This is a genomic window from Methylobacterium amylolyticum, assembly GCF_030700245.1.
Lineage (GTDB): Bacteria > Pseudomonadota > Alphaproteobacteria > Rhizobiales > Beijerinckiaceae > Methylobacterium.
Genome location: NZ_JAUYZI010000034.1, coordinates 49,413 through 69,999 on the forward strand (window position 1 = coordinate 49,413; position 20,587 = coordinate 69,999).

The following is a 20,587-nucleotide window of genomic DNA, read 5'->3' on the forward strand; positions in this document are numbered from 1 at the left end:
AGGGCGCTTCAAAACACACCCGTGCCCCGGTCCCCGACCCCACCGCTCGGGGCCACGGCTCCAGGCGGGCGGCGCGGGACAGCGCGTAGAGGGTCCGGGCGCCGCGGTCGACCGGTGGCACGCCCGACGCCCGGATCCGCCCCCCGTCCGGGCGCGCGGGCGCAGTCCGTGCGGGAAAAACACGGAGCTGACGGCGCGCGTTTATCGGGTATTGAGGATCCGCGTCGGAGGCTCCTCCGCCGCCCGTCCAAGCCGTCCACCCCGTCGAGGCGCGGGGGTCGCCCACACCAAACCCCGAGCGGATGCAGGTCCTCATGGCAAGCGGACAGACGGAAGCGCCGGCGTCGGATCCGCAGGGCCCCGGCGCCACCCGCCAGCAATTGATCGACGCCATCGAGAGCAGCTCGGAGGGCTTCGCCCTGTTCGACGCCGACGACCGGCTGGTGACCTGCAACGCGAACTTCAGGGCCTTCTACCCCGCGATCGCCGACGTCATCGTCCCCGGGACGCCGTTCGTCGACATCGCCCGCGCCATCGCCGCGCGCTGCATCGTGCGCGCGGCCGGGACGAGCGTCGAGGCGTGGCTCGACGACCGGCTCGCCCGCCACCGCGCCCCGGCCGGGCCGATCCTCCAGACCCAGGCCGACGGGCGCTGGCTCCAGATCAACGAGCGCCGGACCAAGGAGGGCGGCACCGTCGCCGTCTACACCGACGTCACCGGCCTCAAGCGCACCGAGCAGGAGATGCGCGCCGCGGAAGGGCGGCTGAGCTACCTGCTCACCGCCTCGCCGTCGATGATCTGCAGCTTCGAGGTCGGCGGGGATCACGCGCCGACCTTCATCAGCGACAACGTCCGCGACCTGCTGGGCTACGAGCCGGCGGACTACCTGTCCGGTCCGGACTTCTGGCTGGACCGGGTCCACCCGGACGACCGGGACGGAGTGTTCGCCGAGTTCCCGCGGCTGCTGGAGACGGGGCGCAACGTCATCGAGTACCGGTTCCGGCACGCCGACGGCAGCTACCGCTGGGTCCGGGACGAGCAGCGCCTGATCTGCGACGCGCAGGGGCAGCCCGTCGAGGTCGTCGAGGCCTGGAGCGACATCACCGCGCGCAAGGAGAGCGACTTCGCCCTGCACGAGCAGACGGCCTTCGTGGCGCTGCTCCAGGTGGCGGCGACGGCCGCCAACGAGGCGGCGAGCGTCGAGGAGGCGGTGCGCGTCTGCCTGCGTTGCGTCTCCGAGCACACGGGCTGGCCCCTCGGCCACGCCTACGCGCTGGCCGAGGAGGGCGGCCGCGACCTCCTGCCGACCGGGTACTGGCACTGCGACGCACCGGAGCGCTTCGCGCGCTTCCGCGCCGTGACCCAGGAGACGCGGTTCGCCCCGGGCCAGGGGCTTGCCGGGCGCGTCCTCGCCGCGGGCGGGCCGGTCTGGTTCCTGGAGGGCGGACCCGAGCCCGACGCGGCGCGCGGGGCGGCGGCGCTGGCGGAGGGGATCGGGGCCGGCTTCGGCTTCCCGGTCACGATCGGCCGCGAGACCGTGGCGGTCCTCGAATTCCTGGCCCCCGCCGGCACCGCCCCGAGCGAGGCCCTGCTCGGCGTCATGGCCAACATCGGCGCCCAGATCGGGCGGGTGATCGAGCGCAAGCGCGTCGAGGAGACCCTGCGCCAGGCCAAGACGGCGGCCGAGGAAGCCAACATCGCCAAGAGCAACTTCCTGGCGAACATGAGCCACGAGCTGCGCACGCCGCTCAACGCGATCATCGGCTTCACCCGCCTCGTGATGCGCCGCGCCAAGGACGTGCTCCCCGCCAAGCAGTACGAGAATCTGGACAAGATCCTCCAGGCCTCGGAGCACCTGCTCTCGCTGATCAACACCATCCTAGACCTCGCCAAGGTCGAGTCCGGCCGCATGGACGTGAAGATCTCGGAATTCGCGCCCGAGCCGCTGCTCGACCTGTGCGTGCGGACCGTCGAGCCGCTGGTGAAGAACGAGCGGGTGCAGCTCGTCCGGGACGTGAAGAACCTGCCGGCCGCGCTGCGCACGGACCAGGAGAAGCTCAAGCAGATCCTGATCAACCTGCTCAGCAACGCCTCGAAGTTCACCGAGGCCGGCGCGATCACGCTGCGGGCCCGCGTCGTGGGGGACCGGATCGCCTTCGCGGTCAACGACACCGGCATCGGCATCCCGCAGGGCGCCCTGGCGCTGATCTTCGAGGAGTTCCGCCAGGTCGACAACAGCGCGACGCGCACGCACAGCGGCACCGGGCTCGGGCTGGCCATCAGCCAGCGGCTCGCCCGGCTCCTCGGCGGTGAGATCCTGGTCGAGAGCCGGGAGGGGGAGGGCTCGACCTTCACCCTCGTCATCCCGATCCACCTCGACAGCGCGGGGGGGCAGGAGCCGCCCGCGAGCGTGCAGCCCCTGCCCGCCGGGCCCGGCGCGCAGGCCCGGCCCAAGGTCGTGCTGGCGATCGACGACGATCCGAACGTCGTCTACCTGCTCCAGGAGAACCTGGCGGATGCCGGCTACCGGGTCATCGGCGCGGCCAACGGCGAGGAGGGTCTGCGCAAGGCGCGCGAGTTGCAGCCGCGGGCGATCACCCTGGACATCGTGATGCCGGGAACCGACGGGTGGCAGGTGCTGCACGCCCTGAAGACGGACCCGCAGACGCGCGACATCCCGGTCATCCTGATGTCGATCGTCGACCAGAAGGAACTCGGCTTCCGGCTCGGCGCCACGGACTACGTCGTGAAGCCGTTCGAGCGCGAGGCGCTGATGGGGGCGCTGGCGCGCATCGCCCCGGACAGCGAGCGCATCCTGGTGGTCGACGACGATCCGAACATCGCCGATCTGGTCCGCCAGCTCCTGGAGGGCGAGCCCTGCACCGTGGACTGGGTGTCGGACGGGGTCGCCGGGCTGGAGCGCATCGCGCAGGCCCGGCCGAGCATCATCCTGCTCGACCTGCTGATGCCGCGCATGGACGGGCTCACCTTCCTCGACGCGCTCCAGGCCGATCCCGTCGGGCGCACCATCCCCGTGGTCGTGCTGACGGCCGCCTCCCTCGACACCGGCGACCGCGGCGTGCTGCGCGAGCGCGTGCTGGGGCTGATCGAGAAGAGCGGCCTCGATCGCTCCGCGCTGATCCAGGAGGTGCGACGCGTCCTGCCCCTGGGCGAGCCGGCCGGGGCGGTCGACGGATGAGCCCCCCGCCACGCGTGTCGGCCGGCCGCGCGGCCGGTCGGCGAGCCGGTCCCGCGGACGGTCGGGCCGCCCGTTCCGATCCTATGCCCGTCCGCGCCCGTCCTCCCGCAGTTTGCAGGGCCGCCGTCCCGTCATGAAGACCATTCTCATCGTCGAAGATGTCGCGCTCAACCGTGACCTGCTGACCCAGCTCCTCGAGGACGAGTACGCGCTGGTCATGGCGACCGACGGGGCGATGGGCGTCGCCATGGCGGCGAGCCACCGGCCCGACGTCATCCTCATGGATCTCTCCCTGCCCGTCCTCGACGGCTGGGAGGCGACCCGGCGGATCAAGGCGGATGCGGGCACCGCCGCGATTCCGGTGATCGCGCTCACCGCGAACGCCATGAGCGGCGACGAGGAGAAGGCGCGCGCCGCCGGCTGCGACGACTACATGACGAAGCCCCTCGACGAGGATCTCCTGTTCGAGAAGCTGCAACACTGGCTCGAATGAGCGCGGGCGGGAGGCCGGCGGAACCCGGGGGGCGGGGCCCGTCGACGTCACGCATGCCGCGATCGGGACTTGTTTGCTAACCAGGGGCCGGGTCGGCGGATTCCGGTGATGCGCGGAGGTTCGGCATGGCGGACGAGGAGACGGGGCCCGCGGAGACGGCGCGCATTCTCATCGTCGACGACGAGCCCTTCAACCTCGACGTGCTGGAGGAGGAACTGGAATTCCTCGGCCACGCGAGCATCCGGGCCGAGAACGGCCGGGTCGCCCTGGCGCGGCTCGAGGAGGAGGCCTTCGACCTCGTGCTGCTCGACGTGATGATGCCGGCGCTCGACGGGCACGCCGTGCTGGAGCGCATGAAGGCCGACGCGCGGTGGCGGCACATCCCGGTGATCATGATCTCGGCGCTCACCGAGATCCGGACCGTCGTGCGCTGCATCGAGAGCGGGGCCGAGGACTACCTGCCGAAGCCGTTCGAGCCGGTGCTGCTCGCCGCCCGCATCCGGGCCTGCCTCGACCGGAAGCGGTTCCACGACCGGGAGATGGCTCACCTCGCGGCGATCGAGGTGGAGCGCAAGCGGGCCGACGAGCTGCTCCACGCGATCCTGCCGGTGCCCGCGGTGGCCGAGCTGATGGCCACGGGCCGCATCGAGCCGCGGCTGTTCGACGACGTCGCGGTGCTGTTCATCGATCTCGTCGGCTTCACGGCATGGTGCCACGGCCGCGCGCCGGAGGAGATCGTCTCGGAGATCCACCACCTCGCCGAGGCGTTCGAGGTCACGGCGGCCCGGCACGGGCTGGAGAACATCAAGACGATCGGCGACGCCTTCATGGCGACGGCGAACCTGCTCCAGCCCAACGCCGATCCGATCTGGGCGGCGGTGCTGTGCGCGCGCGACATGGCCGCCGCGGCCCGGGCGGGCGCGGTCGGCTGGCGGGTGCGGGCCGGGGTCCATGTCGGCCCCGTCGTCGGCGGCATCGTCGGGCGGACCAAGTTCACGTTCGACCTGTGGGGCGACACGGTGAACACCGCCGCGCGCGTCGCCGGGACGGCGGGGGCGGGGTCCCTGCACCTCTCCGAGGAGGCCTGCCGGCGTCTCGGGGAGCGCTGTCTGGTGGTCTCCAAGGGCGAGTTCCCCCTCAAGGGCAAGGGCGAGTGCGCGATCTACGGCTACGCGCTCGACGAGCCTCTCGACGTGGCTGCATTGGCCCCGGCGCCGTGACGCGGGCCTGAGCGGGCGCGCCACCGCGTCCGGCACCCCGTGGCGGCATCCCGGCATTTGCCGTACTGACGCGCCGGAGGCGGCATGTTTCGCTTTCCGGGCCTTGCATCTTCGTTCGCGCCCGGCGCGCCTTCGAATGCCGCGGAAGGAGGTTGGGCACGATGCTCTCGGAGCGCCAGAACGCGATCATGGAGATCGCCCGCAGCGAGGGGCGCGTCCAGGTCGAGGCCTTGTCCGGCCGCTTCGCGGTCAGCGTCCAGACCATCCGCAAGGATCTCAACGACCTGTGCGACGCGCGCCTGCTGTCGCGGGTCCACGGCGGCGCGGTCCTCGGCGCGGGCGCCGAGAACCTCGGCTACGAGGCGCGCAGCGCGATCGCCGCCGCCGAGAAGGCGGCCATCGGCGCCGCCGCCGCCGACCTGATCCCGGACCGCTCGTCCCTGTTCATCAATATCGGCACCACCACGGAGGCGGTCGCCCGCGCCCTCCTCGGCCATTCCGGCCTGATGGTGATCACCAACAACCTCAACGTCGCCCACGCCCTGCGCGCCAGCCCCGAGATCGAGGTCATCGTCGCGGGCGGCCTCATCCGCCGCGCGGATGGCGGGATCGTCGGCGAGGCGGCCGTCGACTTCATCCGCCAGTTCAAGGTCGACTTCGCCGTGATCGGCGCCTCGGCGATCGACGAGGACGGCTCGCTCCTCGATTTCGACTACCGCGAGGTGCGCGTCGCGCAGGCGATCATCGCCAACGCCCGCCACGTGGTGCTCGTGGCGGACGCGACCAAGTTCGCGCGCACCGCGCCGGTGCGCCTCGCCCAGCTCGGCCAGGTCGGCACGTTCGTGACCGACCGCTGCCCGAGCGAGGCGCTGCGCGATCTGTGCGGCGCCTCGGGCGTCCGGCTGGTCGAGACCGCGGCCTGAGATCGCTTTCGGTTGACTTTCGATTAGTTTCGTATTTTATCCACTCACTTTCGAAAGCGTGCCTCGACGCCGCAACGCGAAAGGGGGAGGATCATGCGCACGGTCGACGTCGCCATCATCGGCGGGGGCATCAACGGCTGCGGCATCGCGCGGGACGCGGCCGGGCGGGGCTACTCGGTCGCCCTGGCCGAGCAGAACGACCTGGGCAGCGGCACCTCGTCCTGGTCCACCAAGCTGATCCACGGCGGCCTGCGCTACCTCGAACACTACGAGTTCCGCCTCGTGCGCGAGGCGCTGGCCGAGCGCGAGGTGCTGTGGGGCATCGCCCCGCACATCGTGCGGCCGCTGCGCTTCATCCTGCCGCTGCACGCGGGCCTGCGCCCGGCCTGGCTGCTGCGCGCCGGCCTGTTCCTCTACGACCACCTCGGCGGCCGCAAGCGCCTGCCCGCCACCAGCCGTGTGGATCTCACCGGCCCCCTCGGCGCGGCGCTGAAGCCCGCGTTCAAGCGCGGCTTCGAGTACTCGGACGCGCGCGTGGACGACACCCGCCTCGTGGTCCTCAACGCCCGCGACGCCGAGAGGAAGGGGGCCGGGATCGCGGTGGGCACCCGGATCGTGTCGGCCCGGCGCGCGGGCGACCTCTGGCACCTCGTGCAGCGCGACCTGCGCTCCGGCCGGGAGGAGACGTTCGCCGCGCGCTTCCTCGTCAACGCCGCCGGTCCCTGGGTCGACCGGGTGATCCAGGGCCCGATGGGCCGCAGCGAGGACCGCCACGTGCGCCTCGTCCAGGGCTCGCACATCGTGGTGCGCAAGCTCTACGACCACGACCGCGCCTTCATCTTCCAGAACGCCGACGGGCGGATCATCTTCGCGATCCCCTACGCGAACGACACGACGCTGGTCGGCACCACCGACCGCGACTATTCCGGCGACCCCGCCGCGGTGGCGATCACGGAGGAGGAGATCGACTATCTCCTGGGGGCCGCGGGCGAGTACTTCGCCAAGCCGCTCGGCCGCGCGGACATCGTCTGGACCTTCTCCGGCGTGCGCCCGCTGTTCGACGACCACGCCTCGAAGGCGCAGGAGGCCACGCGCGACTACGTCCTGCGCACCGACGGCGCCGCGGGCGAGGCGGCGGTGCTCAACGTGTTCGGCGGCAAGATCACGACCTACCGCAAGCTCGCCGAGGACGCGCTGGCGGAGATCGGCCGCCGCCTCGGACCGCGGGGCGGCTCCTGGACCGGCACGGCGCCCCTGCCCGGCGGCGACTTCCCCGTGGACGGGGTCGGCGCGCTGGAGGCCGATCTCGCCCGCGCTGCGCCGGCCCTCGCCCCCGCCACGGTGCGGCGCATGGTGGCCGCCTACGGGACCGACGCCCTGCGCATCGCCGGGGACCTCGGCCCGGATCTCGGCCACGGGCTGCACGCGGGCGAATTGCGCTGGATGATCGAGCGCGAGTGGGCGCGCACCGCCGAGGACGTCCTCTGGCGCCGCTCCAAGCTCGGCCTCGCCTTCACCGCGGACGAGGCCGTGGCTCTGGGCGCGCAGGTGGAGGCGATGACGGCCGCCGCTGCGCCGCCCGTGGCCGGATAGGCCGGAGCGCGGGGAACGCGCGGTCGTCAGCCCGGCTACGGGCGCGACCGTGTCGCCGGACCTGAGCAGCGGCCGGGACAGGGGATGCCGCCGGGCGGGGACGGCCCGGGGCGGACGGCGCGGTCACGGCCGCGCCGATCAGGTGGAAACGCGAGAACCGTCAGGCGGATGACGGTCCGAACGCCAGGAGAGGCACGCCATGATCAGCTTTCTCGCGCCAGCGGCCCATCGGCCGCCGATCCCCGCCGATCGCGTCGATCCGACCTACAACCGCCTGCGCTGGCAGATCTTCGCGGGCATCTTCATCGGCTATGCCGGCTACTACCTGCTGCGGAAGAACTTCTCGCTGGCGATGCCCTACCTCGTCGAGCAGGGCTACAGCCGCGGCGAGCTGGGCACGGCCCTGTCGGCGGTGGCCATCGCCTACGGCCTGTCGAAGTTCCTGATGGGGCTGGTGTCGGACCGCTCCAACCCCCGGTTCTTCCTGCCGATCGGCTTGGTGCTGTCGGCGCTGGTCATGCTCCTGTTCGGCTTCGCGCCCTGGGCGACCTCCAGCGTGGCGATCATGTTCGTCCTGCTGTTCCTCAACGGCTGGTTCCAGGGCATGGGCTGGCCCCCCAGCGGGCGCACCATGGTGCACTGGTGGTCGCAGAAGGAGCGCGGCGGCGTCGTCTCGGTCTGGAACGTGGCCCACAACGTCGGCGGCGGCCTGATCGGCCCGCTGTTCCTGCTCGGGCTCGCGTGGTTCGGCGACTGGCACGCCGCGTTCTACGTCCCGGCGGCGGTGGCCCTCGGCGTGGCGGTCTTCGCCTTCCTGACCATGCGGGACACCCCGCAATCCTGCGGCCTGCCCTCCGTCGAGGCCTGGAAGCAGGACTTCCCCGAGGGCTACGACGCGAACCACGAGCGCGAGTTCTCCACTCGCGAGATCTTCGTCGAGCACATCCTGAAGAACCGGCTGCTCTGGTACATCGCCTTCGCCAACGTGTTCGTCTACCTGCTGCGCTACGGCGTGCTCGACTGGGCGCCGACCTACCTGAAGGAGGCCAAGCACTTCTCGGTCGACAAGACCTCGTGGGCCTATTTCCTCTACGAGTGGGCCGGCATCCCGGGGACCCTGCTGTGCGGCTGGCTGTCGGACAAGCTGTTCCGCGGCAACCGGGGCGCCACGGGCGTCGTGTTCATGCTCGGCGTGATGGCGGCGACGCTGGTCTACTGGCTCAACCCCGAGGGTAACCCGAGCATCGACCTCGCGGCGCTGGTCTGCATCGGCTTCCTGATCTACGGGCCGGTGATGCTGATCGGCCTGCAGGCGCTGGAGCTGGTGCCGAAGAAGGCGGCCGGGACCGCCGCGGGCTTCACCGGGCTGTTCGGCTACCTCGGCGGTTCGGTGGCCGCGAGCGCCCTGGTCGGCTACACGACGGACCATTACGGCTGGAACGGCAGCTTCATGCTGCTCATCGCCGCCTGCGTCCTGGCGATCGTGTTCCTCGCCCTGACCCTGCGGCACGGCGCGGCGGCGGCCCGGCCCCGCGCCCCGTCCGCAGCCCCGAAAGCCGCCTGACCGCATCCCGCGGCCGAGCCTTTCGGCCGCGGGATCCTTCCGCCCGCGGGGTTCTTCCGCCCGCGGCGTCAGTGCGCGCCTCCGGTCTCGACGAACTTGAACAGGAACAGGGCGGCGATCACCCAGACCACCGGCTTCACGTCCCGGGCGCGGCCGGTCAGCAGCTTCAGGGCGGCGTAGCTGATGAAGCCGAACGCCACGCCCGTGGCGATCGAGTAGGTGAACGGCATCAGCAGGGCGGTGATGCAGGCCGGGATCGTCTCGGTGAGGTCGTCCCAGTCGAGGGCGGCCAGCTCGCGCAGCATCAGGCAGGCGACGTAGAACAGGGCCGGCGCGGTGGCGTAGGGCGGCACCGAGCCGGCGAGCGGCGCGAGGAACAGGCAGAACAGGAACAGGACGGCGACCGTCACCGCGGTGAGCCCGGTGCGGCCGCCCGCCTCGACGCCGGCTGCGCTCTCGAGATACGCGGTGGTGCTCGATGTGCCGAGCAGGGCGCCCGCGAAGATCGTGGCGGAATCGGCCATCAGCGCCCGGTCGAGGCCGGCCCGGTGATCCGGCGACAGCAGGCCGGCGCGGCTCGCCACCCCCATCAGCGTGCCGGTGGCGTCGAACAGCTCGACGAGGAACAGCACCAGCACGACGTGCAGCAGCCCGGTGGACAGCGCCCCCGGGATGTCGAGGGCGAACAGCGTCGGCGCGAGCGACGGCGGCAGCGAGACCACGCCGCCGAACGTGTTGCCGGCGACCACGAAGCTCAGGGTGGTGACGGTCAGGATCGCGATCAGCAGCGCCGCCCGGACCCGCCGCACCGACAGCACCGCGACGAGGAGGAAGCCGAGGATGGCGAGCACCGTCGCGGGCTTGTGCAGGTCGCCGAGCGTCACGAAGGTCGCCGGGCTCGCCGCCACGACGCCCGCGTTCTTGAGGGCGATGATCGCCAGGAACAGGCCGATGCCGGCGGTCAGCGCGATCCGCATCGAGCGCGGGATGCCGTCGACGATCACCGCCCGCAGGCCGGTCAGCGTCACGACGAGGAAGCAGCAGCCCGAGATGAACACCGCCCCGAGCGCCGCCTGCCACGTGTAGCCCAGGCCCAGCACGATCGTGTAGGCGAAGTAGGCGTTGAGCCCCATGCCGGGGGCCAGCGCCACCGGCCAGTTCGCCCACAGGCCCATCACCGCCGAGCCGAGGGCGGCGGCGAGGCAGGTCGCCACGAACACCGCGCCGTGCGGCATCCCGGCCTCGGCCAGGATGCTCGGGTTGAGGAAGACGATGTAGGCCATCGTCAGGAAGGTGGTCAGGCCGGCGAGCAGTTCGGTGCGGACGGTGGTGCCGTGGGCCGCGAGCCGGAACCGGCGCTCCAGCAGGCCCGGCTTGGCCGGCAGGTCCGGCCCCCGGATCGTCCCGTCGCGCTCCGCGTCCATCTCGCCCCTCCGCCCCCGTCGCGTGGCCGGGCGGGATCGTGGCAGATTCCTTGCCATCGGTGGACCCGCTGCCCGGCCGCCCGTCACGAGAACCCGGAGACGATCCCCATGCCCCTGAGCGCGTCGCGGTACGGCAAGAGCCGGGTGCGGGTGATGCGGCTCGCCCGCGACGGCGACCACCACACCCCGCGCGAACTCGACCTCACGGTGATGCTGACGGGCGGCTTCGACGCCGCCTGGACCGCCGGCGACAACCGCGCCTGCATCGCCACCGACAGCGTCCGCAACATCGTCAACGTCACCGCCGCACGACATCCCGCGCTCGACGCTGAGGCGTTCGCGCAGGCCGTGGCGCGGGTCTTTCTCGACACCTACCCGCAGGTCGCGCAGGCGCAGGTCGAGGCGCGCGAGACCCGCTGGGTCCGCTGCGCCTTCGGCGGCGCGCCGCACGGGCACACCTTCGTGCGGGATGGCAACGGCGTCGGGTATGCGGACCTGACGGCGGGCCGCGACGGCTCGGTGCTGCGCTCCGGCCTGCGCGGCTTCACGTTCATGAAGACCACCGGTTCGGGCTGGGCAGGCTTCGTGGACGACGCCTACCGCACCCTGCCCGACGCGACCGACCGGATCGCCGCCACCAGCATGGACGCGACCTGGACGTGGTCCGGCACGCCGGCGAACTACGCGGCGGCGAACGACCGGATCCGCGACATCCTGCTCGACAAGTTCGGCACGACCTACTCGAAGGGCGTGCAGGACTCGATGTACCGGATGGGCGAGGCGGCGCTGGCGGCCGTCCCCGAGATCGCCGACATCGCCTTCGCGATGCCGAACAAGCACTACATCCCGATCGACCTCGGCCGCTTCGGCCTCGACAACCCCGGCACCGTGTTCCTGCCCACCGACGAGCCGCACGGACAGATCGAGGCGACGATCGTCCGGGCCGCCTGAGCCGGGACGGTCGCCGAACGTTTCACGGCCGCGCTTCATCCACAGCGGAGACGTTACGTCGCGCCGTACCGGGCTGCCCTCCGGCGTTGACGGCTCGCGAGGATGGGATGACGCCTCGGCACGAACGAGGGGCGAAGGGTCTGCGATGCGCGCGGGTGAAGGGGTGGGTCGGGCCGAGCGGGAGGCCGTGCTGGAGCGGGAGCGGATCCTCAAGATGGCCCGCTCGCCGCACGCCTACGTCCGCGGCAACACCCTGAAGTTCTACGAGTGGCTCGACGGCCTGCCGCGCGGGACCCTGCCGGAGGGGCCCGCGGTCTGGATCTGCGGCGATTGCCACCTCGGCAATCTCGGGCCGCTGGCCGACGCCGAGGGCGGCGTCGACATCCAGATCCGCGATCTCGACCAGACGGTGGTCGGCAACCCGACCCACGACCTCGTCCGGCTCGGCCTGTCGCTCGCCAGCGCCGCCCGCGGCTCGAACCTGCCCGGCATCGTCACGGCCCGGATCCTGGAGGAGATGATCCGGGGCTACACCCGCGGCCTCGCCGCACCGGAGGCCGGCGCGGCGCCCCCGGAGCCGGACGCGGTGCGCACCGTCCGCCGCCGCGCGCTCGGACGGCACTGGAAGCACCTCGCCCGCGAGCGCCTGAAGGACGTGGAGCCGGCCATCCCCCTCGGGCGGAAGTTCTGGGCCCTCGACGCGGAGGAGCGCGACGCCCTCGACGCCTGCTTCCGCCAGGACGACGTGCGGGCCCTCGTCCTGGCCCTGAACGGGCGCAGCGCCGAGGCCGACGTGCGCCTGCTCGACGCCGCCTACTGGATGAAGGGGTGCAGCTCCCTGGGATTCCTGCGCTACGCGGCGCTGGTGCGCATCGTCGAGCCGGAGGGCAAGCGCCGCCTGGCGCTGGTCGACCTCAAGGAGGCGGTGGCCGCCGCCGCGCCCCCGGCGCCGGACGCCGCGATGCCGGAGGATCCGGCCGAGCGGGTGGTGGCGGGGGCGCGGGCGCTCTCGCCCAACCTCGGCGAGCGCATGCTGCCGGTGCGCCTCCTCGACCGGTCGGTGGTGGTGCGCGAATTGCTGCCCCAGGACCTGAAGCTCGACGTCGACCAGTTCGGCCGCGCCGAGGCGGTGCAGGCCGCGCACTACCTCGCCTGCGTGGTCGGCCGGGCGCACGGCCGGCAGATGGACGCGGCCGTGCGCACCGCCTGGGCGGAGGCGGTCGCGCGGGGGCCCGAGGCGGGCGCCCCGTCCTGGCTGTGGTCGAGCGTCGTCACCCTGGCCGGCCGGCACGAGGTCGGCTACCTCGACCATTGCCGCCGCAGCCTGGAGGCGGCCTGAGCCGCGGCGGAGACCCGACGGTCGCCGCGGGTCTCTCCGGGGGCGGTGCCCGCCGCGGGGACGGATCACGGCCAACGGCGCATCGCGTTCCGCGCCGCCCGCCGCGCCTCGCGCCGGTCGATCAGGAAGGCCGAGACGCTGCCGTTCTCCGGCAGCACCGCGTCGGAGAGATCCTGACGCCACAGGCCGATGTCCCGCAACTCGCGGTCGCTGAGGGTCGAGAGCCTGTGCAGCACCCTGCGGTCGCGCGCCGGGCGGCCGAGATCGTCGGCGAGCCGCGCCAGCGCCGCGGCGATGAAGCCCAGCCCCCGCCGCACGCTCGACCGGGCGTTCCGCGCCTGTCCGAGATCCTCGCATCCGGAAGCCTGCATGGCGGTGTCTCCTGTCCGAAAGTCCGTTTCGACCCGGCCAGCATCGGCCCGGTCGGCTGGCGGCGACAGGGACACTCCTGTACGGTTCATCAGAATTGTCCGGTAAGGAGAGCGGTACGGATGGACGCGCCGTCCCAGGTTTCGTCCGGGTCTCAGCCCGGCTCCGGAAGCCGCACCGAGGCCGTGGCCGACGGCATCCGCGCCCGCATCGCCGCCCGGCAGCTCGCCCCCGGCTCCCGGATCCCGTCGGTGCGGGCGTTCGCGCAGGCGATGAGCGTGTCGAAATCGACCGTCGTCGAGGCCTACGAGCGCCTCGCCGCGGAGGGGGCGATCGTCGCGCGGCCGGGCTCGGGCTTCTACGTCGCCGGCAAGACCCGGCCGCTGGTGCTGAAGGCGATGGGCCCGGAACTCGATCGCGCCGTCGATCCGATGTGGCTCAGCCGGCTCCAGCAGACCGGGTCCGGCCTGATGCAGCCCGGCGCCGGCCTGCTGCCGGGGGACTGGCTGCCGGACGCCTCGGTCCGGCGCGGCCTGCGCGCGGTCGCCCGGACGGAGGCGGCCGTGCTCACCCAGTACGACAGCCCCTACGGCTACGGGCCCTTGCGCGCGCTGATCGCCCTGCGGGTGGCGGAGAAGGGGGTGCAGGCCGAGCCCGACCAGATCGTGCTGGTCGATTCGGCCACCCAGGCCCTCGACCTGATCTGCCGGTTCCTGCTCCAGCCCGGCGACACGGTGCTGGTGGACGACCCGTGCTACTACAACTTCCTGTCGCTGCTGCGGGCGCACCGGGTCGCGGTGGTCGGCGTGCCGATGACGCCCGCGGGGCCGGATCTCGCCGCGCTCGCCACCCTGCTGGCGGAGCACCACCCGCGCTTCTACCTCACCAACTCGGCCCTCCAGAATCCCACGGGCACGAGTCTGGCGCCCGCGACCGCCCACCGGGTTCTGAAGCTGTGCGAGGCGCACGACACCCTGATCGTCGAGGACGAGATCTTCGGCGACCTCGAACCCGAGCCGGCGCCGCGGCTCGCCGGCTTCGACGGGCTCGACCGGGTGATCCAGATCGGCGGCTTCTCGAAGACCCTGACGGCGGCGATGCGCTGCGGCTGGATCGCCCTGCGCCCCGACTGGGTCGAGCCGCTGGTCGATCTCAAGCTCAGCCTGAGCCTCGGCAACGGCCACGTGGCGGCCGCCCTCGCCCACGGCCTCCTGACCGACGGGACCTACCGCCGGGCGCTCGCCGAGACCCGCCGCCGGGTGGCCGGCGCGATGACCCGGGCGGTGCGCGACCTGCGGGCCTGCGGACTCGAACTCTGGGCACAGCCGCGGGGCGGCTACTTCCTGTGGATGCGGCTGCCGGACGGCGGCGACGCGGCCGAGGTGGCGCGCCGGGCGCTGCCGCGGGGCATGGTGCTCGCCCCCGGCGTCGTGTTCAGCCCCTCGGGCGGCTGGACCGACTTCCTGCGCTTCAACGTCGCCCACTGCGCCGAGCCGCGGGTGATGGCGACCCTGCGGGAGGTGCTCTGAGGCCGGACGCGCCCGCTACCGGCCCGTGAGCGCCGTGACCGTATGGCCGGCGATCCAGGCGGCGATCGGGATCTCGGCCAGCGGCCGCTCGCCGAGAAGCTCGCGGGCGACGAGGGCGAAGTCCACCCACGCATCGTCCTCCACTTGGTCCCGGGCCGCCTTGGCGGTCCAGGCCAGCAACTCGCCCCAGCGGGCGCGCCGGGCGGGCAGGACCTCGGCCAGGAGCGTTGCGACGCGCTCCTTCTTGCCGCGATGCGCCCGCAGCACCGCCTGCGCGGCCTCCCCGTCCTCGAACCAGGAATGCGGGAACGCGTAATGCTTGGACCATTGCTTCGAGGCAGCCAGCGCCGCGGCGGGCGGACGCTCCGGCGCGTCGGCCAGGAGTTGCGCGACGAGCGCCCCGGGCTCGATTCGGTCGGGCCGGACTTGCGTCAGCCCGACCGTTTCGAGGAATTGCACGAGCCCGAAGGGCGGCGGCTCGCCCCGGTCGAGGCTTACGGCGAGCCCGTGCGCGACGCCGTCGCGCACGATCTCCGGAGAGGCGTCGAACGGGTCCATGCCCGTCGCGATCTCGGCCTTGAGCTGCCCGATCTCCTGCATGCTCAGGCCCTCCATGACGAGGGCGTCCCGCAGACCGTAGCCGTGCTTCGCGAGCAGGGAGGCGAAGGCCATCTTGCGGCCCCGCTTGACCAGGACGAGGAAGGTCTGCGCCCCCGCCCCGTCGCAGCCCGAGGCCATCACGCTGGCGACCTGGATCGCCGGGCGCTCCGCCGGGGCCGCGGCGCGCCCGCGGCAGGCCCGGACGGCGCGGTCGACGCCGGCCTGCACGGCCTCGGGCAGCCACGGCCGCATCAGCGCCATCCGGCCGGCGGCCTCTGCCGACACCAGCCCCTGTTCGGCGGCCCGCGCGAGGCATTCGGCGACGGGCCGGCTCACGGACGGCGACGCGTCCAGCAGCCAGCCGAGCGCGGCCTCCCGCATCGCGGGCACGTCCGAGACGACGAAGGACTCGATGACGCGGCCCCGCTGCGCCTCGGGGAAGGCGGAGAGCTGCTCGGAGAGCTGGCCGTGGATCAGGAACGGGTCCCCGTCGAAGGCCGCGGCCAGGGCCTCGTACTGCGCGGCGATGTCCGTGGGACCGGCGGCGGCGCCGCCCCCCTCCTCGACGAGCCTGGCCATGAGCCTCCGGAGATCGTCGCCGGGATCGAGCTTCGCCGCGGTGAATTGCTGGATGAGGGCCATCAGCAGCGCGCCCGGGATCGCCCCGGCCTCGCCCGCAGCGCGGATCGATTCGCGCGCGCGTGCGACCACCTCCGCAGCCGGGCCGGCGGCGCCGGACTCGATGGCGAGGCGCGCCTCCTCCAGCGCCGCCCCGAACAGGGTCAGCAGCGCCTCCACGAGCCCGTCGTTCGGCCGCGTCTTGCGGATCTCGGCCTGGAGGAGTTCGAGGAGGATCGCGACCGCCTCGGGGCTGGCGGCGAGCTGCGCGCCGAGAACCGACAGAGCACCCGGCGCGGAGAAGCCGTCGCGCAGGTCGCGGGCGACGCGCTTGGCGAGCGTGAGCAGTTCCGCGCGGGGCGTGGCCGGCTTGGCGGGCATCGCGATCGATCCTCGTGGCGACCCCCGCTCCGGCATCGGTGTGGTCGGGCGTCCCTGCCGCCGATCCTGGCCGCTGCCCGGCCGGTTTGCCAGCCCCCTACCAGACCAGCCGCTCGATCACCGCGTCCGGGTGCACGGACTGCTCGGCCAGCCACTCCGCCACATCGCCGAGACGGTGGTGCTCGGCGGAGACGCCGAGCTCCTCCGCGTGGATGCCGCGGGCCACCAGGAGGCTGGCGATGCCGAAGCCGCGGGCGCCCGCGATGTCGGTGCGGATCGCGTCGCCGATCGCGATCACCCGAGACGGGTCGACCGCCCGGCCGCCGTCGAGGCCGGCGGCCAGCTTCAGGGCCCCCTCGTAGACCGGCCGGTGCGGCTTGCCGGCGTAGATCACCGCGCCGCCCAATTCCTCGTAGGCCGCCGCGAGCAGGCCGGCGCAGGGGATCAGCCGGTTGCCGCTCTCGACCACGAGGTCGGGGTTGGCGCAGATCATCGTCAGCCCGCGCCCGGCGAGCCGCGTCAGCTCGTCCCGGTAATCGTCGGCGGTCTCGGCGCGGTCGTCGAACAGGCCGGTGCAGACCACGAGGTCGGCCTCGGTCTCCGGCACCAGGGTCACGTCGAGGCCGCGGAACACGCCGAGGTCGCGCTCCGGCCCGAGATGGCGGATCCGGGCGCCCGGCCGCTCGGCGATCAGTTCGCGGGTGAGGTCGCCGGAGGTGAGGATCGCGTCGTAGGCCGCGCGCGGGACCTCGAACCGGTCGAGGATGCGGCCGACCCCGTCCGCCGGCCGCGGCGCGTTCGAGACCAGCACCACCCGCCGGGTGCGGGGGCCGGGCAGGCCGCGGAAGCGGATCAGCGCCTCGCCCGCCGGGACGTGGCCCTTGCTGCCATCGTGCAGCACGCCCCAGACGTCGCAGAGGATCAGGTCGTAGGCCTCGGCGATGGCGGAGAGGCCTTCGAGCGTCGGTATCGCTGTCATCTGTGGTCCCGGTGTATCGCGCGGGGGTTAGGCGGCCCGCCGCCGGAAGGCAACGCCGGCGGTTCGGTCGGCCCGCCAGTCGGCCCGCCAGTCACGCCGCCTTGGGCAGCCGGTGCTCGGCGAAGAAGTCGAGCATCGCGCGCGAGGCGTCCGGCCCGTCCGGGTCGGTGTAGCTGCCCTCGGAGAGCCCGCCGGACCACGCGTGGCCCTGGCCCCGGACCCGCCAGTCCTCCAGGACGACCTGACCGGTCCGGTCGGCGTAGCGGGTGCGGGTGAAGGCGTGGCCGCGCAGGGCGGCATCCTTGCCCTCGAAGGTCTCCGTGGCCGCGGTGAGGCCCGAGGCGCCGGCCTGCGCCAGGATCTGCTCGGCGTTGCGGGGGCTCACCGTGCCGTCCTCCTCGCCGTGGAAGACGATCAGCGGCACCCGGCGCCCGACGGTGGGTGCCCCGAAGCTCGGCGCCGTGCCGAGGCCCGGCGCACCGACCTGCATCGCCATGAGCGCCGAGCCGAGGTCGCGGGCGCAGCCGGCGGCGAGCCCGGAATGGACGCCGATCGCGGCGTAGAGGTCGGGGTAGGCGTGGGCGATGTTGAGCGCCGCCGCGCCGCCGGCCGACATCCCGGCGATGTAGACCCGCGCCGGATCGATCGCGTGGGCGGCCATCACCGCCCGGGTGATCCCGGCGATGATCGCGGGCTCGCCCGCCTCGCGGCCCTGGTCGCCCGGCTCGTACCAGTTCCAGCACTTCTGCGGGTGGGCCGAGCGGCTCTGGCCGGGATAGGCCACGTAGATCCCGGCGCGCTCGGCGAGCGCGTTCATGCCGGTGCCGGCGGCGAAGTCGTCCGGGTTCTGGGTGCAGCCGTGCAGCATCACCACGAGCGGTGCCGGCACCTGCGGATCGCTCGGGATGAACAGCTTGTAGTCGCGCGCGCCCGCCGCGTCGGCGTGGCTGCGGGCCACGAAGCTGCTGCTTCCCGGCGGGCGGGCCGGGCCGCGGCCGGCGGGCGCCGGGCGCAGCGGCTGCCCGAGCCCCTTCAGCACCGGCGCGAGGCCGCGCACGACGCTGTCGACCACGCCGCGCATCCGTGCCTGGGGCGCCGGGCCCGGCGCCTCGGACGCCTCGCCGCGGCGCTCGGCCTTGAGGTCGAGGGTCGGCGGTTCCAGCGCCGCCTGGCCCGGGGGCTGGGCGGGCGCCGCGCCGGACCGGCCGGTCAGGCTGCGCTGGATCAGGGCGGTCGCCTCCTCCAGCCGGCCGAGGCCGGTCAGGCGGGTCGCCTCCAACATGTCGGAGAGCGGGGAGGCGCCGTGGCCGTCGATCTTGCCGAAGGGTTTGGACATGCGGGCTGCGCCTCGTCTCTGGCTCGGTCGGGGACGGCGCGCCGCGGGGCGCGTCGCCGGGGTGGCCGCCGGTTCGGCGTCGAAGAACGCGTCGAAGAGAACTCGGGGACTGAACGCGGGGGACAGAACTCGGGAACGCGACGCGGGGACAGAACGTGGCGGCCGCGACGGATCGCGGCAGCCGATCAGCGCAGCCGGTCGGCGAGCGCCGCGCGGACCGCGGGGCTCGCCTGGAGGCTGCCGAGCACGGACAGACTGCCGATCGCCGCGCGGGCGAGGTCGGGGCTCACGTCCGGAGCGATGGTGGCCAGCCCGAGCACGCGGATGTCGAGCCGCCGCCCCTCGGCCTGGGCCGCCTCCAGCGTCGCCCGGTCGATCCGGCGCAGGCCGAGCTCGACGCTGCGCCGCGCCATCGACTGCCGGGTGATGTCGGCGTGGCGCTCGATCTGGTTGCGGATCGCGGTGCGGATGAAGTCGCTGCGGTTGGCGTAGACGCCCTCCGCGACCAGCAGGTCGACGTGGCCCAGGTCGACGTGGCCGAGGTTGACCGTAATCTTCTCGCTGTCGGGGAGGCGTGCTCCCGCCCCCCACGCGATGCCCTGTGCCACGATGAACTCCACGCCCGCCATCCGCTGGGATGGTATATGGCTGGCGCGTTGTGCGTTGCAATATGATTTATGTGCAATGCAGCAGTGCGGGTGGGCGGGGAACCGGGCCCGGCGCGGGCTCAGGCCGATTCGTCGGCGCCGACGTAGTCGGACCAGACGGCGGCCGGGCCGAGGCTCGCCCGGAAGGCGTCGTGGCGGGCGCGCTCGGCCGCGGTGAGGCGGCTGCGGAACGGGCGCGGGGCGGCTGAGACCGCCTCGACGACCGCGGCGGCGGCGGGCGCGGCGGTTTCGGCGGCCAGCAGCCCGAGGCTCGTCTGCTTGCCGCCGAGCAGCTCGACGTAGACCTCCGCCAGGATCTGCGCGTCGAGCAGGGCGCCGTGCTTGGTGCGCCGGGTGTTGTCGATGCCGTAGCGCGTGCACAGGGCGTCGAGGTTGTTGGCCGCGCCCGGGTGCTTGCGCCGGGCCATCGGCAGGGTGTCGACCACGTCCTCCAGGGCGATCGGCGGCGGCGCGTCCGCGCCGAGCCGCGCGTACTCCATGTTGAGGAAGCCGACGTCGAAGGGGGCGTTGTGGATCACGAGCCGCCCGTCGCCGAGGAAGGCGCGCAGCTCCGGCAGGATCTGCGCGAAGGTCGGCTTGTCGGAGAGGAAGGCGTCCGACAGGCCGTGCACCGCGAAGGCGCCCTCCGAGACCGGCCGGCCCGGGTTGCAGTAGCGGTGGAAGGTCTGGCCCGTCGGGATGTGGTTGAGCAGCTCGACGCCGCCGATCTCGATCAGCCGGTCGCCGTTCCGCGCGTCCGTGCCGGTGGTCTCGGTGTCGAGGACGATCTCGCGTAGCATCTGTCTGGCGGGTCCCGGGCCCGGCGCGGCTTGGCCTCCGAGGACTAGCCCCGAACCGTTAACCGATCCCGTTGCCGCGGCGGCGGGGCGATTTGATGGCTCGCGACGCGGGCCCCGGAGACGCCTGGGCGCCCCGCCGCGCGTCGGCAGGACGTGTGCGCCGCGGCAGGACAATGTTCGGCCGGCGCGTGTCGGTCGATGCGCAGCCGTGCCCCGCGCAAACCAAGTAGTCTGCCAGGATCCGCGGGTGCGGCTGCGCACTTTTTTCTGTTCGACCTCTCGGCATGTTGTTGCGGACCTTCCGCCGCGTCGCCATCTCAGGCGTGGGCCACGGACGGCGCTGGCCCTCTCGCGGCGATGGCACCCATGCTGACGCTCACCGCACCCGATCCCATCGAGCACCGCGGCCCGGCCGCCCGCCGCGCGCTGGCGGTGGCCAACGCGAACTGGTTCCGGGCCATGGCGCGGCGCGCCCTGCGCGACGGCGGCCCGCAGGCCGCCCTGCGCGCCGCCAACGCCCGGGCCGCCGCCCGCATCGTGCTCCGCCAGGCCAAGCGGGACGCGCTCGTGAGCCGCATCGCCACGGACGCCCTGAACGCGGCCGCGCACGGCCCGTAGGGC

17 protein-coding genes are annotated in these 20,587 nt (G+C 73.1%); 10 read left to right on the forward strand and 7 right to left on the reverse strand.

The features are described 5' to 3' along the window. Positions 1 to 314 precede the first annotated feature (314 nt). The 6 genes from Q8W71_RS21930 to glpT all read left to right on the forward strand — a co-directional run bounded on the left by Q8W71_RS21930 (position 315) and on the right by glpT (position 8,993). The gene (locus Q8W71_RS21930; RefSeq protein WP_305527533.1) at positions 315 to 3,200 is read left to right on the forward strand and encodes a response regulator; all 2,886 of its coding nucleotides are present in this window, start codon (positions 315 to 317) and stop codon (positions 3,198 to 3,200) included. A gap of 133 nt (positions 3,201 to 3,333) precedes the next feature. Further along, positions 3,334 to 3,693 carry a response regulator gene (locus Q8W71_RS21935; RefSeq protein WP_305527534.1) on the forward strand — a complete coding sequence of 120 codons (360 nt, stop codon included), beginning with the start codon at positions 3,334 to 3,336 and terminating at the stop codon, positions 3,691 to 3,693. A gap of 125 nt (positions 3,694 to 3,818) precedes the next feature. Continuing rightward, the gene (locus Q8W71_RS21940; RefSeq protein WP_305527535.1) at positions 3,819 to 4,913 is read left to right on the forward strand and encodes an adenylate/guanylate cyclase domain-containing protein; all 1,095 of its coding nucleotides are present in this window, start codon (positions 3,819 to 3,821) and stop codon (positions 4,911 to 4,913) included. A 161-nt stretch (positions 4,914 to 5,074) separates the two neighbouring features. Then, the gene (locus Q8W71_RS21945) at positions 5,075 to 5,836 is read left to right on the forward strand and encodes a DeoR/GlpR family DNA-binding transcription regulator (protein WP_305527536.1); all 762 of its coding nucleotides are present in this window, start codon (positions 5,075 to 5,077) and stop codon (positions 5,834 to 5,836) included. Between the two features lie 93 nt (positions 5,837 to 5,929). Further along, a complete protein-coding gene (gene glpD / locus Q8W71_RS21950) occupies positions 5,930 to 7,429 on the forward strand; it encodes a glycerol-3-phosphate dehydrogenase (protein ID WP_305527537.1) in 1,500 nt (499 codons plus the stop codon). Between the two features lie 199 nt (positions 7,430 to 7,628). Next, the gene (glpT, locus tag Q8W71_RS21955; RefSeq protein WP_305527538.1) at positions 7,629 to 8,993 is read left to right on the forward strand and encodes a glycerol-3-phosphate transporter; all 1,365 of its coding nucleotides are present in this window, start codon (positions 7,629 to 7,631) and stop codon (positions 8,991 to 8,993) included. 68 nt (positions 8,994 to 9,061) lie between these two features. Here glpT and Q8W71_RS21960 read toward each other — a convergent pair whose 3' ends face one another. Then, complete coding sequence (locus Q8W71_RS21960) at positions 9,062 to 10,417, reverse strand: NCS2 family permease (protein WP_305527539.1); 1,356 nt, start codon at positions 10,415 to 10,417, stop codon at positions 9,062 to 9,064. A 108-nt stretch (positions 10,418 to 10,525) separates the two neighbouring features. Here Q8W71_RS21960 and pucL point away from each other — a divergent pair, with 108 nt between their 5' ends. Continuing rightward, a complete protein-coding gene (gene pucL, locus Q8W71_RS21965; protein WP_305527540.1) occupies positions 10,526 to 11,368 on the forward strand; it encodes a factor-independent urate hydroxylase in 843 nt (280 codons plus the stop codon). 145 nt (positions 11,369 to 11,513) lie between these two features. Beyond that, positions 11,514 to 12,707, forward strand: coding sequence for a DUF2252 family protein (locus Q8W71_RS21970; RefSeq protein WP_305527541.1), 1,194 nt, complete (start codon positions 11,514 to 11,516; stop codon positions 12,705 to 12,707). Between the two features lie 65 nt (positions 12,708 to 12,772). Here Q8W71_RS21970 and Q8W71_RS21975 read toward each other — a convergent pair whose 3' ends face one another. Beyond that, positions 12,773 to 13,078, reverse strand: coding sequence for a DUF1127 domain-containing protein (locus tag Q8W71_RS21975; protein WP_305527542.1), 306 nt, complete (start codon positions 13,076 to 13,078; stop codon positions 12,773 to 12,775). A 120-nt stretch (positions 13,079 to 13,198) separates the two neighbouring features. On the opposite strand from Q8W71_RS21975, the gene Q8W71_RS21980 reads away from it, so the two are divergent. After that, positions 13,199 to 14,605, forward strand: coding sequence for an aminotransferase-like domain-containing protein (locus Q8W71_RS21980; RefSeq protein WP_305527543.1), 1,407 nt, complete (start codon positions 13,199 to 13,201; stop codon positions 14,603 to 14,605). Between the two features lie 15 nt (positions 14,606 to 14,620). On the opposite strand, the gene Q8W71_RS21985 is transcribed toward Q8W71_RS21980, so the two are convergent. From Q8W71_RS21985 to dnaQ, 5 genes are all read right to left on the reverse strand, one after another. Beyond that, positions 14,621 to 16,204 (reverse strand): hypothetical protein, encoded by a 1,584-nt coding sequence (locus tag Q8W71_RS21985; protein WP_305527544.1) that lies wholly within the window; start codon positions 16,202 to 16,204, stop codon positions 14,621 to 14,623. A gap of 97 nt (positions 16,205 to 16,301) precedes the next feature. Then, positions 16,302 to 17,183 carry a TIGR01459 family HAD-type hydrolase gene (locus tag Q8W71_RS21990; protein ID WP_305527545.1) on the reverse strand — a complete coding sequence of 294 codons (882 nt, stop codon included), beginning with the start codon at positions 17,181 to 17,183 and terminating at the stop codon, positions 16,302 to 16,304. Between the two features lie 91 nt (positions 17,184 to 17,274). Further along, positions 17,275 to 18,519 carry an extracellular catalytic domain type 1 short-chain-length polyhydroxyalkanoate depolymerase gene (locus tag Q8W71_RS21995; protein ID WP_305527546.1) on the reverse strand — a complete coding sequence of 415 codons (1,245 nt, stop codon included), beginning with the start codon at positions 18,517 to 18,519 and terminating at the stop codon, positions 17,275 to 17,277. A gap of 185 nt (positions 18,520 to 18,704) precedes the next feature. Next, complete coding sequence (locus Q8W71_RS22000) at positions 18,705 to 19,139, reverse strand: CopG family transcriptional regulator (RefSeq protein ID WP_305527547.1); 435 nt, start codon at positions 19,137 to 19,139, stop codon at positions 18,705 to 18,707. Between the two features lie 107 nt (positions 19,140 to 19,246). Then, positions 19,247 to 19,966: a DNA polymerase III subunit epsilon gene (gene dnaQ / locus Q8W71_RS22005; RefSeq protein WP_305527548.1), complete on the reverse strand. Its 720-nt coding sequence runs from the start codon at positions 19,964 to 19,966 to the stop codon at positions 19,247 to 19,249. Between the two features lie 366 nt (positions 19,967 to 20,332). Between dnaQ and Q8W71_RS22010 the strand changes: the two genes are divergently transcribed. Next, a complete protein-coding gene (locus tag Q8W71_RS22010) occupies positions 20,333 to 20,584 on the forward strand; it encodes a hypothetical protein (RefSeq protein WP_305527549.1) in 252 nt (83 codons plus the stop codon). Positions 20,585 to 20,587: the final 3 nt, after the last annotated feature.

Coding starts and splice junctions, on each gene's coding strand:
- pucL (WP_305527540.1), top strand. CDS start 10,526: ATGCCCCTGAGCGCGTCGCGGTACGGCAAGAGCCGGGTGCGGGTGATG.
- Q8W71_RS21975 (WP_305527542.1), bottom strand. CDS start 13,078: ATGCAGGCTTCCGGATGCGAGGATCTCGGACAGGCGCGGAACGCCCGG.
- Q8W71_RS21960 (WP_305527539.1), bottom strand. CDS start 10,417: ATGGACGCGGAGCGCGACGGGACGATCCGGGGGCCGGACCTGCCGGCC.
- Q8W71_RS22010 (WP_305527549.1), top strand. CDS start 20,333: ATGCTGACGCTCACCGCACCCGATCCCATCGAGCACCGCGGCCCGGCC.
- Q8W71_RS21945 (WP_305527536.1), top strand. CDS start 5,075: ATGCTCTCGGAGCGCCAGAACGCGATCATGGAGATCGCCCGCAGCGAG.
- glpT (WP_305527538.1), top strand. CDS start 7,629: ATGATCAGCTTTCTCGCGCCAGCGGCCCATCGGCCGCCGATCCCCGCC.
- Q8W71_RS21980 (WP_305527543.1), top strand. CDS start 13,199: ATGGACGCGCCGTCCCAGGTTTCGTCCGGGTCTCAGCCCGGCTCCGGA.
- Q8W71_RS21970 (WP_305527541.1), top strand. CDS start 11,514: ATGCGCGCGGGTGAAGGGGTGGGTCGGGCCGAGCGGGAGGCCGTGCTG.
- glpD (WP_305527537.1), top strand. CDS start 5,930: ATGCGCACGGTCGACGTCGCCATCATCGGCGGGGGCATCAACGGCTGC.
- dnaQ (WP_305527548.1), bottom strand. CDS start 19,966: ATGCTACGCGAGATCGTCCTCGACACCGAGACCACCGGCACGGACGCG.
- Q8W71_RS21930 (WP_305527533.1), top strand. CDS start 315: ATGGCAAGCGGACAGACGGAAGCGCCGGCGTCGGATCCGCAGGGCCCC.
- Q8W71_RS21990 (WP_305527545.1), bottom strand. CDS start 17,183: ATGACAGCGATACCGACGCTCGAAGGCCTCTCCGCCATCGCCGAGGCC.
- Q8W71_RS21940 (WP_305527535.1), top strand. CDS start 3,819: ATGGCGGACGAGGAGACGGGGCCCGCGGAGACGGCGCGCATTCTCATC.
- Q8W71_RS21995 (WP_305527546.1), bottom strand. CDS start 18,519: ATGTCCAAACCCTTCGGCAAGATCGACGGCCACGGCGCCTCCCCGCTC.
- Q8W71_RS21985 (WP_305527544.1), bottom strand. CDS start 16,204: ATGCCCGCCAAGCCGGCCACGCCCCGCGCGGAACTGCTCACGCTCGCC.
- Q8W71_RS21935 (WP_305527534.1), top strand. CDS start 3,334: ATGAAGACCATTCTCATCGTCGAAGATGTCGCGCTCAACCGTGACCTG.